We start from the raw sequence: 14,944 nt of genomic DNA, 5'->3' as shown, positions 1-14,944 counted from the left end.
TATTTGAACATACGTCGAGAAATTTATAACCTTAATTAAAGTCAGCTCTATATTTATATGCAATTATACTAACCAATTATGACATTAATTTAATTATAAATTGTTAATTTAAAATCAACTATACTTAAAAAAAATCTCGCTTTTTGGAATTTTGTGAAATTTCAAGCTAAAATAAAACTTCTCTCACAATGGTCATAGATAAAATAATTTGTTTATGATATTTACTTTTAGGGTATTTCAATAGTAAAGAGTATATAAATTGCTACTTTCACTACTATTTTTAACCCATATAAAATCTTTTTATCATATCAAAATTATTTTAATAGAGCTAAATAATCTTGTTTTTCTATGATTATTTTGTTTTTTAAATATCTTACATTTATAATAGTATCACTCAAAGGATAATTTTTCAATAATTTCTAATTATTTTTTTAACAATATTTACTACATTTTTTCCATTTTTTTGTCATTTTTTTTTAATTTAGAAGAAAAATCAGAATTTTTTAACTATATTTTGGATTATTAGTTTAAATTAGATTTTCCCATTAGATTTATAAATATTTCATCAAAAAAACTATCCCTGTATACGATTTATACAGGGATAGTTTTTTACAAACTTCTACTATAATTTACTATATTTTTTACCAATTCTTACAAACATCCACCCATTTTTCACAATTAGAGAACTTCTCCATTTCATCACAAGTAAGTTCTATTGCAGAATTACTACTTCCACATGCAGGAAACACTGTATCAAATCTTTTCATTGAGTCATCTAAATAAACTTTTAAAGGATTCTTTAAACCAAATGGGCAAACACCTCCAATAGCATGTCCAGTAAACTCTAACACTTCTTCTGGTGTCAACATCTTTGCTTTACAACTAAATTCAGCCTTATATTTCTTATTATCAATCTTAGCATCTCCAGCTGTTACAACTAATATTGCATCATCACCTATCTTAAATGAAAGTGTCTTAGCTATCCTTGCTGGAATAACACCTGCTGCTTCAGCTGCAAGCTCTACAGTAGCACTAGATTGTTCAAACTCCAATATACTTTCTTCTCTTCCAAATCCTTTAAAATACTCTCTTACATTACTTATTGACATCAAATACCCCTCCTAATCTGAATGTTTATAAACCTCATATTATTCTTAATTATATATATGATTGGTTGATTTTTCAATTTTTAAAAATTATTCCATAATAGTAGAGTTCCATATATCATTATTTTTGCCAACTACTAAATATAAACCTTCTGCCATTGGAATATCGACAATGTATTCTCCCTTATATTCGACACTCATGCTAGACTGATTAAAGTATCTATAATCAAAACTTAACCCTTTTGGAATTATAAAGTCAACATAACCTTGATTATTTGGCTTTATTCCATATTTTAGAGTTTTTTCAGTTACAGAATTTTTTTCATTAGATAAATCTATATTTACATATGAAGAACATTTATTTATTCCTTTTTTATTTTCTACACAGTTTTCAAACTTCATTTTAGCACTTCTTAGCCTATAACTATATCTACTATTATTACTTATTTTAAATCTTACAATAGTACCAACATCTCTACTTCTCCTGCTATCAAAATCAAAACCAATTTCCTCTAAATGATTTATTTCATAATCTTTGACACTTACCATATCTCTATATACTAATTTATTTATAGCTATGAATATTGTAAAAATCCCAAAAATAAAAAATGAAACCTTTATAAACTTATTCATTTCTAGTCTCCTTATATTTTGTGCTATTGTGCTATAATATTAATTTAAATTTTAATAATTAAACTTATTCTTTTTTGAAATCTTAATAGAAAAATACATCGATATTATAAAAATTATTATTGTTAAAAACGTAATGCTATACAGGTTTATGTATTTAGTATTAACCATATCAGTTACATAATTTGAAAGATATACTCCTCCAATTTTACTATAATTAAAATGCTTTACTTGATATACAACCATGCTAATCGTCTTTAAAAGACCCCCATATGCAAAGTAGATTAAAATACTTATTATTAGACTACAAACTTTCATTTTGCCATATCCAAATTTAAAAATTAAAGGAAGTAAAATCGCTAAAATTGCTAAGAATATATTTATAGAGAAAAATACATCATTTAAAACCATATTTCTGAAAAATACTAGTGATGTCAATTTGCTTATTAAAGACACAACTATTGTTACAGAAATTATTAAACCCACACCTAATAAATATTTTGAGTATACTATATCTTCTATACTAACTGGCATACTTCTTATAAAAATCCTTGAATCATTTTCATAATCACACTCAAATGTATTTATAAACATTAGATAACTCACAACAATACTTACTGTATAATATGAAATTGAATTAAGGAAAAAATAAAAAACAAAAAATAATACTATGTACTTTAAATTCCGTATACCATCTGAACTAATTCCTATTATTAAATCTTTCCTTATTAAATTAAACATTATTTCACCTCATTTACATAATAATACATTAGTTCTTCTATAGTAGGATTTTTGACCTTATGCTTATCAATTTCTACCAACAAACTTTTTATTTTCAAACTGTCTCCAACTTTAACAAGTGCCTCATTATAATATTTATACTCTTTTACCCCAACTATATTTTCTTTAATTTCTTCTAATTCTGCTTTATTTGCTCTAATTATTTTATATTCCTGTTCTATTAAATCTTTCTTAACTGTAAAAATCTGATTTCCTTTGTTTATGAAAACGAGATAATCAGCAACTTTAATTAAATTATCAGTGTTATGAGTAGAAATTATTACACTGCTGTTTCCATTTTTTACGAAATCTTTTAAGTACTGCATTATTTCAGACCTTACAATTGGGTCTATTCCGGCAGTTGGCTCATCCAAAATCAATAATTTAGCATTATGACTAAGTGCATTTGACAACATAAGTTTCTCAGATTGACCTTTAGATAAATTCTTAATATGCATATTTTCTTCTATGTCAAATTTTTTAAGATATTCATCAAATCTTTCTCTATCAAAATCACTATAAAACAATGATACTATTCTTCTAAATTCTTTAACCTTTAAGTGTGGATAAAATTGTAAAGAATCATATACAAAACCAATATTGTTTTTAAAACTTATTGGAGAATCGTCAATAGTCTCATCACAAAGTTTAATTTCTCCTTCATCTGCATCAATAATTCCCATTATAATTTTTATTAAAGTCGTCTTCCCTGAGCCATTTGGACCTATAATGCCGACAATATCCCCTTCATTTAGCTTCAAGTTTATATCATTCAACTTGAATTTGCCTAATTTTTTTGTGATATTCTTTACTTCAAACACATCTTCACCTCTTATGTATGTTTTTATACCCGCCTATACATATTTTAACACATTCACAACAAGCTAGGTCATTTATAAATTTATAAATTAAGAATTATAAAACTATGTTATAATACAAAGTATGAAGAGGTGAATATATGAAAAGAATTATAACTATAAATACAAACCAATTAAATAAGTCCCTTGAGACTAAAGAACTCTTAACTAGAAAACTTACCAATGCTGGTTTTGAAGTGTATTCAGATGTTTATCCAGATACAGAGCTCATTATATCAATTGGCGGTGATGGCTCTTTTTTAAGGACAGTTAGAGATTTCGATTTTCCTGAAATTCCTATAATGGGTATAAATACAGGACATCTAGGTTTTTTTCCTGATATTTTACCAGATAAAATCGATAACTTTATTGAAGCTTATCTAAAAAAAGATTATATTATTCAAGAAATGTCACTTCTTAATGCTGAAGTATACACAACTACTAGTGGCTCTAACATGCTTGCTGTAAATGAGGTTGTTATAAGGGGGGACAAGTCTAGGACTATACACCTAAATTTAAACCTTGATAATAGACACATACAAAATTTTAGTGGAGATGGTATGATTATTTCTACTTCCACAGGTTCAACAGCCTATAACTATTCTGCCGGAGGTAGTATTGTTGATATAAATCTTGAACTTATGCAGATTACACCTTTACACCCAATAAACACCAACGCATATAGGTGTTTTACATCAAGTATAATATGTTCAAATGAATCTATTATAAAAATTGCACCAGAATACAGATTTGAAGATTCAGTATTAATTGTAGTTGATGGAGTTGAACACAGATTTAGACAAATCGAAAATATAAAAGTTAGTATATCTGATGCAAAAATAAAATTACTTAGGATGTCAAATTATGAGTTTTGGCATAGAGTATCTGAAAAATTTTTATAGACTGCACTTAGGAGGATTTTAAATATGAAAATAGGAATAATAAGTGATACTCATGGTAGCTTGCTTTACTTTGAAAAAGCATTAAATGTATTATCTGATTGTGATATTCTCTTACATGGTGGAGATGTCCTATATCATGGACCTAGAAATGAGATTCCAGAAGGATACAATCCTAAAAAATTTATCGAAGTATTAAATAAGTTAGATAATATTATGATTGTAAAAGGAAACTGTGATGCAGATGTTGACCAGATGGTAATAGAACATCCTATTCAAAGTCCTTATGTCATGAGTCAATTTGGTGAAATTAGAATTATATTAAATCATGGCTATACAGAATCAGAAGAAGAAATTATTGACAAGGCAAAAAAAATGGGTGCTGACATATTGGTTTTAGGTCATACCCATATAAAGAAACTATATATGGATGATAATTTAATAGTTATAAATCCAGGAAGTACTTCTATTCCTAAAGATGGAAGCCACTCTGTAGCAATTATAGATATTATAAAAACTGATGATGAAGATGAACTTGAACTTGATATCAACTTAGTTGACATCAATACTGGAAATATAATAAATATTAACGAATAATAAACTTTCAATAAAAATAAATCAAACTTAATTCTTTTAAATGAACAAAAAAAACAAGTAAACTCTGCTATTTATATCTTAATTAGAACTTTAAAGATAATATCCTAGACCTCTAATTAAATCTAACTTAGTTTACTTGTTTTTATTATATGTTGTTATTGATTTATCTATATTACTGTAATTCTAATGCTTCTGTATATGGTTTACTATTCTTACCTCCACCAACTTGCACAAATTTATCAGCCTTTACTTTTTTTATAAAACTTTTCTGTGCACTACTTAAACTTCCACTTGCAAGGATTACAGGTGATTTTGTCTTTGATGCTAATACTCCAGCAGCAAGCCCATCAACTAAATCAGCTTCTCTTCCACTTCCATCTTTTGCAAAATACATATTATTAACTTTACTTAATTTTCCATAAAATTTTTCTAAAACTTTGGCATTTGTATCTTTTCTATCTGTACCTGCTAGCCTTTCTGAATTGGCTAATTGTCCCTCAAGGTTTTTACTTATACTATATTCTCCACCTATTATGTAAGTCTCATTTGAATTTTGTGTAATAAAACTCTTTGCTCCACTTCTTATACTATCTTTACTTGTATATATTATAGCCATATTATCACTTGCTGCTGGGCTTGATATTGAAGTTGCATCTGCTAACCCATTGTATCCATTAACTACTGCTACTTTTGAAACACCTAAATCTCCTGTATCATCCAGTTGCTTAGTAAGAAGTAATGAAGTTTCTTCTCTATCTGCTCCACCAATTCTGCTTACTAACACTCCTATGTCCTCAAGAGATTCTTTTACACTTGATGAAATAGCTCCTTCACTTCCGATTAAAATAACTTCTTCTGGATTAAGTCTTTTTATTTCATCTGTAACATTATCTGGTATACTATTTTTATTAGTAAGTAGTATTGGTGCATCCAGCTTGCTAGCTAAAGGAGTTGAAGCCAATGCATCTGGTAATGAATTTGAATTAACTAGAAATACTCTCTCTGAACCATTATTCCATCCACTTTGAGATATTTTTATGGCTGTATCAAATCTATCTTCACCAATTAATGTTTCTCCCTTTGGAGATTTTCTGTTTTTAAGATAATGATTCATATCTGTCTGTGTATTTTGATTTTTATCAGTGATGTCTGCATATACACAACTTGGTATCATAATTCCCACTACAAGTGCAAATGCTATTATTTTTTTAGATTTAATTTTCAATATAATTCCCCCTTTTTAATATTAATACTTATTGCTATCTGTACCTTTTATCGATACACACAATTAAAAATAATTATCCTTTATAAAACTAATTACAAAAATAGCTATATCATCTCAAATACAATACAAACTCATAATCAGTTTGACTTATAAAGAATGATATAGCTATTATAACTTTAAATGATTAGTTTTTAAATACTTTTAACTAAACTCTTTCAGCATATTTTTCAGCTATTCTTATAATTAATTGAGTAGCTTTCTCCATAGAACTAACTGGTATACATTCATTTTTACCATGGAAGTTTAATCCTCCAGTAAATATATTTGGACAAGGTAATCCATTAAAAGATAATCTTGCTCCATCAGTTCCTCCTCTTACAGGAACTAGACGTGGCTTTATACCTAATTCCTCCATAGCATCTTTAGCTATATCAACTATAAACATAACTGGTTCAATTTTTTCTTTCATATTATAATAAGAATCTTTTAAGTCTAATTCTACTCTATTGTCATATTTCTTATTTATTCTTGCTATATTTTCTATCATAATAGACTTTCTCTGTTCAAACTTTTCTCTACAATGGTCTCTAATAATATAAGCCATACTTACATTTTCAACATTTCCACCTATAGAATTTAGATGCCAAAAACCTTCATATCCCTCTGTTGTTTCTGGTCTTTCATCTGCTGGAAACATTCCTGATATTTCAGCAGCTATATGTATAGCATTTACCATTTTATTTTTAGCTGACCCTGGATGAACATTTCTACCATGTATAGTAATAGTTGCATTTGCTGCATTGAAGTTTTCACATTCAAGCTCTCCAACTATTCCTCCATCTAAAGTATATGCATATTTTGCTCCAAATTTTTCAACATTAAATAAATCAGCACCTCTACCAATTTCTTCATCAGGTGTAAATCCTATTTTTATATCTCCATGTTTAATTTCTGGATGATTTATTAAGTATTCTATTGCAGTTACTATTTCAGCTATACCAGCTTTATCATCAGAACCAAGTAAAGTTGTTCCATCAGTAACTATTAAATCATCTCCCTTAAATTCTTCTAACTCTGGAGAATCACTTATATACGTAACAACATTTAATTCTTCATTTAAAACTATATCTTTTCCATCATAGTTTTGAATTATTCTTGGTTTAATATCTTTTCCACTAACATCTTCAATTGTATCTAAATGTGATATGAACCCTATAGTATCCACACCATCAGTATTTCCCTTCAAAGTAGCCATTATATAACTATTTTCATCTAAACTTACATCATCAATACCCATTGATTTTAGCTCTTCAACTATATACTTAGCTAAAACTCTTTGACCTTCTGAAGATGGACAATTTTCACATTGAGAATTGGATGTTGTATCAAATGATACGTATTTTAAAAATCTTTCTACTACTTTTTGTTTCACGTATATACCCTCTTTCTTATACTATTAATGAGATTTTTTATTTATTAGTGAATAAATTTTTATTTTAAAAAAACTCTAAGTTATTATAATTAAAAAATATCCACCTTCTTAAGTATATCATGCATACACACCAAACCCAAACAAAAAATTACGCCAATTATTCCTTTTACTTGGATTCCAATAAAAATTGCAGCAAGTGTAGCCAGGGGATTTAATCCAACATTTACAGATACTAGTTTAGGCTCTAGTATTTCTCTAATTAAAGATAAGATAAAAAATATTATAGTCATACTTATAGCTATAAAATAATTTTTTATAAGAAAATAGTAAACTATTACTGGAAGGTATATTGTTATAATACCTAGAAATGGAATTAAATCCATTAAAGCTCCCACAAATCCTACTATTAAACCATATTTTAATCCAAATAAAGCAAAACTTCCCCAAATTGCAAAAAATGTTATAGCCATGAGTATTGTATAAGCTCTTATATATCCAACAAGAGAAAGACCTGCTTCTTTTTTTACATTTTTTACTTTCTTTCTGACATCAGTAGTGAACATATTATAAAAATTATTTTCAATTTTATCTAAATCTTTTGCTATAAAATATGTAGCAATAAACAAAGTAATTATAAATATTATAATATATGGGATGGAAGTGGCTAATCCAAGAATACTTGTAAGAAGATTTTTTGTAATTTGCATCACTTCACCACTAAATTTATTTACTAACTGCTCTACATCAAAATTAGCTATTTCTTGAAATGTTTTCATGAAGTCGTTTACTTTATTTAAGAAATACATAATAGTATTACTTATATCTTCAGGATTAGCTGATACATTATTTAAAAATCCCATTAGTTCTTTTACTGAGTTTATTACTATTATTGTAGTAACTGTACTAACTATAGCAACCGCAAGAAAACTTAAAACCAACGTAGATACACCTTTATTTATGTGAAATTTATTTTCTAACTTTTGTGATATAGGATTAATCATAAGTGCTATTATACCACCTAAAAAAAATGGGGCTATGTATGGAAAAGCTTTATAAAGAAAAACAAATAACAATGTATATATACAAAAAAAGATGGTATTATTTTTTAATTTATATAAGAAATTATTTTCTAGTATGCTCATCTTAAAAATCTCCTTTCTTCTAATTTATATTTTTATTTTGTCCATTTCATACTAGTTTTATTTGAATATAAAATAAAAATAAGTGCATGCAATATAAAATTTAACTTTTACATTACATGCACTCATAATAAATTTAAGAACATTATTACATTATGTATATATTCTTATTTTTTTAATTCTATTTTTTTCTATGCTCTCTATACAAAATCTTATATTATCGACTTCAATTACTTCATTCTCTTCTGGCAATCTGCTCAAGTGTCCAATTATAAAGCCACCTATAGAATCAAATTCTTCAGATTCTAAGTTTACACCAATAAGTTCATTAACATCACCAATTTTAGTACTTCCATCTACAATATACTCATCTTCTTTTATAACTTGTATTTCATCTTCTTCCTCATCATATTCATCCTCTATATCACCAACAATTACTTCTACTAAATCTTCTATAGTTAGAAGACCAGATGTTCCACCATACTCATCTACAACTATGGCCATTTGGCTTTTTTCAAGTTTCATCTCTTCAAGAAGTTGTGTTATTTTTTTGAATTCATATGTGAAGAAAGGCTCTCTCATATAGTTTTTAATGTCAAATGATTCTATTTCCTCATCTGATAAAAATATAATGTCTTTTATATTAAGTATTCCTACAATATCATCTATAGTTTCTTCATACACAGGCATTCTACTCAATTTCTCAGTTTTAAATACCTGTATTATCTCATCATAACTATCTTCCATATCTATAGCTACCATATCTATTCTTTGTATCATTGCATTTTTAGCTTGCATATCTCCAAATTCAAATACATTGTTTATAATTTCTCTTTCTTCCATTTCAAGGACGCCTTCTTCATGGCTTACATTTACCATGGTTTTTAATTCTTCTTCAGTTATGAATGATTTGGCTCCTTTATTTGTTATACCGAATAATTTAAATATAACACTTGTGATTATGTTAAATATCCATACTATTGGTCTTAATATAAATATAATTACTTTTATAGGTTTGGATACTAATAGAGAAACCTTTTCTGAATTACTTGCTGCTATTGTCTTTGGAGTAATTTCACCAAATATTAATACTAACACTGTCATCACAGCTGTAGCAAGTGCCACTCCTTTTTCTCCCATTAATCCTATAAATAAAGATGTTGATATGGATGTTGCTGCTATATTTACGACGTTATTTCCAACCAATATAGAACTTAAAAGTTTATTTGGACTTTCTATTAATGAACTTACTAACTTAGCTCCTTTAACTCCTTCATCTTGCATATATCTGATTCTGATTTTACTCAATGACATTAAAGCCGTTTCAGATGCTGAGAAAAATGCAGACCCCATAAGTAATACTATTAAAAATATAATCTGAATCAAATTATTGGGCGATTCCAACACTTACCACACTCCTAATTACATGTTTTTATATTAATATTAATTATAAATAACTTTAATATTAGTTTTAATTATATCACAATTATATATTTTTTGGAAATATTAGATAATATATTCAATTAACATATGTTTTTAACTATATTCAATTTTTACTTGTGAACCTACTCCAGCCTCACTAGATGAAACTATTAACTTAACAGGAACTCTATTTTTAAGTTCCTCGACATGACTTATTATACCCACACTTAGATTATTACTATGCAATCTTTCCAATGATTCTATAACAATTTCTAAAAGTTCACTATCTAGTGAGCCAAAACCTTCATCTAAAAAGAAGAATTCTAGAGGTGCACTTCCCTTTAATTGTATCTGAGATGAAAGAGCAAGTGCTAGTGATAGAGAAGTTAAGAATGTTTCTCCACCAGATAGAGTATCAATACTTCTTCTTTCTCCTCCATTAAAATTATCTCTCATTACAAAATTCAGTGTCGAATCAATTTCAAGTGCATATCTTCCTTTTGTTATTCTTTCCAATCTTTTTGATGCTTCCAAAGCGATATATTTTAATTGGTTTGTAGAAACATATTCTACAAACTTGTTTCCTTGCACACATTTATCTAATTCCTCTAATAAATCTACCTGGTGTTCAACTACTTTAAGTTCTTTATTAAAATCATTTATCTTATCTAAAGAGTCTTTTAATGTTATTAGCTTATTTTGATTAGCTCCAATATCTTTTGATATATTACCTATCTCAACTTTTAGATTATAAATCTCGTCTTTTAATTGCTCAAAGTATTCCTTCTTTACAGTCCTACCATTTAATTTTTCTTTTGATGATTTTATTTTAAATGTCAATAATTTTTGTTCTTCTTCATATTCTAATATCTCTTCAATTAATTTTTTTATTTCATCGCCATCTAACAAAGCTCTTTTTACTGCATATATACTTTCAAATTTATTTTCTGCTAATAATCCATTTAATATTACTTTTTGTTCTTTATATTGTTCTCTAGCTGTTTTAAGTCTACCATCTATATTGTGTTTTTCAGCAATATTTTTTTCATACTCTAATCTTTGCTCTTCTAATTTTTTTCTACTTGATTCTTCTTGTTCTAATATCTTACATATATTTTCTTCAACATTATGTAAAAGATTTTTAGCCAAATCACCCTTAGTTATGTTAATAACTTCTTTATACTTATTTTCTCTATGCACTTTTTTTTCTACATATAATTCTCTAGCTCTTATTAACTCTATCTCTATCTCATGTAGTTTACTTTGATTTTCTCTTATTTTAAGGTCTAATGAATCTCTATTTTTTAATAATTTGGAGTATCCAGTGCTTAGTAATTCTAATTTTTTTTCATTTTCTCTTATTTCTTCTACCTTTGATGATAAATTAGAAACTTTAGTAATCGTCTTTAACCCTATATACTCCTGTTTTAGTTTTTTACATTTATTTTCTAGACTTTCTATCTCTGTATTTAAGTCTCTCGTTAATTTCTTATAGTTATTCAAGCTTTCTTTTATTTTTAGTTCTTCTTTTTCAACTTTATTCTTCTCTTCTTTAACTAATGTTATCTTATTTTCGGTATCTTCTTTCTCTTTCTCCCATTCTTGAATGTTAGATTTAAGCAAAGCAAGTTTTCTTTGTTCGTCATCAAGCTTTTTTAACAATTGACTAGATGGAATATCACCTAGTTTTCCTTTTACATCTTCCAATTCTTTAGTTTTCATTTTTTCTACAGATAAATATCCACTTACTTTAGCATTTAATTCCTCTATATTGCGTCTTATACTTAATTTTTCTTTTTCCTGTTTTTCTAGTTTTTCTTTGACAAAAGCTATATTCTCATCATATTTTGTTATATTATGGTTTTCATGATGTTTTGACCCACAAACTGGGCATGGCGTATTTTCTTTTAACTCACGTCTAAGCTCTGATGCTAAATTTAAATATTTTAACTCTTCTAGTTCTTTTTCTAAGTCTTCCCTATTTTTTCTATTATTTTCAAGCTTCTCATTTAGTAAATTTATTTCTCTTTCAGTATTAAACTTACTTTCTAGTACTATCTTTAATTCATCTTGTATATTATTCTTCTTAATTTCATTTTCTTTAGTATTGTTTGCTTTATTTCTTAATTCAGTTACATATTCAGATTTTAAAAGTAAATCTTCACTCTTACCAGGACATTTTCTAAGAAGAACATCTAAGTGAAGAGATAAATTTTCTAAATTACGTTTTGTATCATTTTTATCTTTATCGATATATCTGATTTTTAAATTTATGTCTTCTGTCTCTTTAAGTATTTCTTCTAGTTTATTTACTTTTTGATTCTTCTCTTCTAAGACTTTATTATAATCTTTCTCATATTCATATGCTAAAAATATCTTTTGTTTTAATTCAGCACCTATATTTACTTTATCGATTTTTCCTTCAACTTCTTTTATGGACTTAATTACTGCATCTTTTCTAGATTCAGCCTCTTGTTTTACTTTTTCTAATTCTACTTTATTCTTATTTAAATTAACACCATGTTCTTTTAACTCTTTTAACTCTTTATCTAATAAAACTAACTCCTCTTCTAATCTTATTGCCTGTTGCAACCTTATCTTTTCTTCACTTAATTTAGGAACCTCTTCATTTTTAATTCTACTTATTTTTTCATATCTATTTTTTATGACCTCAAGTTCCTGATTTAGTATCACTAATTTCTTTTCTAAATTACTTACAGTAAAGTTATCTTCATTTATTTTTTTTTCTAGATTTTGAACAGAGCCTATGTATGGGTCTACTTTTCTTGCATTATTATCATTTTCTACAACACTTGTCTTTTCTTTTATCTCATTGCTTTTTAAATTAAGTTCATCTTTTCTAATCTCATTTTTCTCTAGTTTTAATTGTTCTTCATATACTGCTTTACTCTCTTCATAAGATTTCTGAGCCAAATCCAAAGCTTTATTTTTCTCTTTTTCAGTTTGTTTTAATTCTATTAATTCTTGATTTATATTGTTGTATACTTCTTCTGTAACTCCATCATATTGGCTTAATTTTGATTTTAAATCTTTTAAATTTTGTAAATGTAGGTTTTTTCTCTTTTTTACTTTTTCTCCAAGACTTCTTCCATATTTCTCAAGATTGAAAATTCTCTCTAACATGTCTCTTCTATCTGCTCGTGACAATCTCAGAAACTCATTGAATTTATCTTGTGGCAAAACTACTGACCTAGTAAAATCATTAGCTGTTAGCCCTACAACTTGAGCTACCTTTTCATTTACTTCCACAACCTTATCAGCTAAAACATTTTTAGTATTGTCATTCAATATCTCTATTAATCTAGCATTAGAAGTCTTTGTTCCTGTTTTGCTTCTAGCAATAGTTCTATCTACAATATATCTTCTTCTAGTATTTTTACTTCCTATCTCAAATTCATATGATATAATTGCCTTATCACATACACTATTTATATATTCTTTTGTATTTCTGGAGATATTTCCATACATAGCAATGGTTATTGCATCTAAAATTGTAGATTTTCCACTTCCAGTAGTTCCAAATATCCCAAACAAACCTCTTTCAATTAGCTTTTCAAAGTCTATAACTTGTTTATCAATGTAACTATTAAGTCCTGTAACTTCTAACCTAATTGGTCTCATCTGCTGATTCACCCTCTTCACTTATTATATCTAGAAACAAATCCATAAGCTCCCCTTTTGGCTCCACACCTCTACTAAAAGAATAAAATTCTTTAAATAACTCTGCCATAGACTTTTCTTTTATATCTACACTTTCTTGTTCATAGCAAGATGTTATTATTGGTTTTATTTCTATTATGTCTTTTAATAATTCCTTCATTTTTTTTATTTCATTCTGTGATATTATCTCATCAGTATTTATTTCAAAGTATGACCAAATATCTCTATTTTGATTTTGCTCACATATCTCTAAAGCTTCTTCTATACCATTACATTTAAATACTTCTATAGGTTTATAATTATTAAAGTATACTTCCCCAATTACTGGTTTTTCACCAGCCTTTATATCCACTATATATGCACCTTTAGTATATGCTCTTTCATCTTTACTATATTGAAGTGGAGAACCTGAATAATATGCATTTAAACGTTCAGAAGCTTTTTGTTGTTTATGCAAATGTCCTAATGCAGTGTATTGAGCTTTTTCTGGTAAGTCTTTTCTTTCAACTAAAAAACTTCCTCCTAGTTGTATTGGTCTTTCTGATTCAGTACTCTCTCCACCTATTACAAATATATGTGATACTGCTATATTTATAGTATCACTTCTAAAGTTTTTTTCTAGATTTTTAAATATATTGCCTACCTTTTCAGAATAAGTTTTTTGTTTTTCCAAATCATCTTCACTCGAAAAAACTTCATTCAATCTTTTTTCACTTGGATAAGGTAAGGTAGCAATTACAACACTTTCACCATTTATATTTAGTGTTGTGCATCCTTGTACTGCATCTGTTATTTCAAAGTTTCTATACTTAGCTTTTGTTGTAGCACTTGATGGATAACCAAATATAAGTATTCCCTGTTCATGTGCTAAAGGTGTTATTGCAGAAAGTCTCTCTGGATTATCATGATTTCCTGAAATTATTAATACACACCTTTGCCCATTATTAGCAAGTTTTGAAACAGTTTGATAAAACAGTTTTTCTGCTTGTGCAGGAGGATTAGAAGTATCATATATATCTCCAGCAATTACAACCATATCTATTTCATTTGATTCTACTATTTCTATAAATTCCTCACAAAACTTTGCTTGCTCTTCAATTCTAGAATGGCCCTCTAGGGATTTCCCTAGATGCCAATCTGATGTATGAATAAATCTCATTTTTTCCCCTTCCTCTA

At 27.3% G+C, this 14,944-nt stretch carries 12 protein-coding genes; 2 read left to right on the top strand and 10 right to left on the bottom strand.

The annotated features are described in order from the left end of the window. Nucleotides 1-641 precede the first annotated feature (641 nt). The 4 genes from Q3223_RS06390 to Q3223_RS06375 form a co-directional block, all read right to left on the bottom strand. A complete protein-coding gene (locus Q3223_RS06390) occupies nt 642-1,109 on the bottom strand; it encodes a YbaK/EbsC family protein (RefSeq protein WP_407811790.1) in 468 nt (155 codons plus the stop codon). Between the two features lie 87 nt (nt 1,110-1,196). Next, nucleotides 1,197-1,739 carry a hypothetical protein gene (locus tag Q3223_RS06385; RefSeq protein ID WP_219673554.1) on the bottom strand — a complete coding sequence of 181 codons (543 nt, stop codon included), beginning with the start codon at nt 1,737-1,739 and terminating at the stop codon, nt 1,197-1,199. A 51-nt stretch (nt 1,740-1,790) separates the two neighbouring features. After that, a complete protein-coding gene (locus Q3223_RS06380; protein WP_054269600.1) occupies nt 1,791-2,477 on the bottom strand; it encodes an ABC-2 transporter permease in 687 nt (228 codons plus the stop codon). Beyond that, nucleotides 2,477-3,337 carry an ABC transporter ATP-binding protein gene (locus Q3223_RS06375; protein WP_054269599.1) on the bottom strand — a complete coding sequence of 287 codons (861 nt, stop codon included), beginning with the start codon at nt 3,335-3,337 and terminating at the stop codon, nt 2,477-2,479. The genes Q3223_RS06380 and Q3223_RS06375 overlap by 1 nt, the downstream gene beginning before the upstream one ends. 137 nt (nt 3,338-3,474) lie before the next feature. On the opposite strand from Q3223_RS06375, the gene Q3223_RS06370 reads away from it, so the two are divergent. Both Q3223_RS06370 and yfcE read left to right on the top strand, forming a co-directional pair. Further along, entirely contained in the window at nt 3,475-4,275 is an 801-nt protein-coding gene (locus tag Q3223_RS06370; protein ID WP_054269598.1) for an NAD(+)/NADH kinase, read from the top strand. A 24-nt stretch (nt 4,276-4,299) separates the two neighbouring features. Next, nucleotides 4,300-4,869 carry a phosphodiesterase gene (gene yfcE, locus Q3223_RS06365; RefSeq protein WP_407811789.1) on the top strand — a complete coding sequence of 190 codons (570 nt, stop codon included), beginning with the start codon at nt 4,300-4,302 and terminating at the stop codon, nt 4,867-4,869. A gap of 172 nt (nt 4,870-5,041) precedes the next feature. On the opposite strand, the gene Q3223_RS06360 is transcribed toward yfcE, so the two are convergent. The 6 genes from Q3223_RS06360 to Q3223_RS06335 form a co-directional block, all read right to left on the bottom strand. Next, nucleotides 5,042-6,094 (bottom strand): cell wall-binding repeat-containing protein, encoded by a 1,053-nt coding sequence (locus Q3223_RS06360; protein ID WP_284181759.1) that lies wholly within the window; start codon nt 6,092-6,094, stop codon nt 5,042-5,044. 205 nt (nt 6,095-6,299) lie between these two features. Further along, complete coding sequence (pepT, locus tag Q3223_RS06355) at nt 6,300-7,526, bottom strand: peptidase T (protein WP_074179581.1); 1,227 nt, start codon at nt 7,524-7,526, stop codon at nt 6,300-6,302. 89 nt (nt 7,527-7,615) lie between these two features. After that, nucleotides 7,616-8,668 carry a sporulation integral membrane protein YtvI gene (gene ytvI, locus Q3223_RS06350; protein WP_054269594.1) on the bottom strand — a complete coding sequence of 351 codons (1,053 nt, stop codon included), beginning with the start codon at nt 8,666-8,668 and terminating at the stop codon, nt 7,616-7,618. Nucleotides 8,669-8,818: 150 nt separating this feature from the next. Next, the gene (locus Q3223_RS06345; RefSeq protein WP_054269593.1) at nt 8,819-10,072 is read right to left on the bottom strand and encodes an HlyC/CorC family transporter; all 1,254 of its coding nucleotides are present in this window, start codon (nt 10,070-10,072) and stop codon (nt 8,819-8,821) included. Between the two features lie 129 nt (nt 10,073-10,201). Further along, nucleotides 10,202-13,729, bottom strand: coding sequence for an AAA family ATPase (locus tag Q3223_RS06340; RefSeq protein WP_074179580.1), 3,528 nt, complete (start codon nt 13,727-13,729; stop codon nt 10,202-10,204). Further along, entirely contained in the window at nt 13,716-14,927 is a 1,212-nt protein-coding gene (locus Q3223_RS06335) for an exonuclease SbcCD subunit D (protein ID WP_407811788.1), read from the bottom strand. Before Q3223_RS06335 ends, Q3223_RS06340 begins: the two co-directional genes overlap by 14 nt. Nucleotides 14,928-14,944: the final 17 nt, after the last annotated feature.

This window comes from Clostridioides sp. GD02367 (genome assembly GCF_045900275.1).
In the GTDB taxonomy this organism is placed as follows: domain Bacteria; phylum Bacillota; class Clostridia; order Peptostreptococcales; family Peptostreptococcaceae; genus Clostridioides; species Clostridioides difficile_A.
The sequence above is the reverse complement of the archived record's forward strand: the minus strand, read 5'-3'. Positions and strand labels throughout refer to the sequence as shown.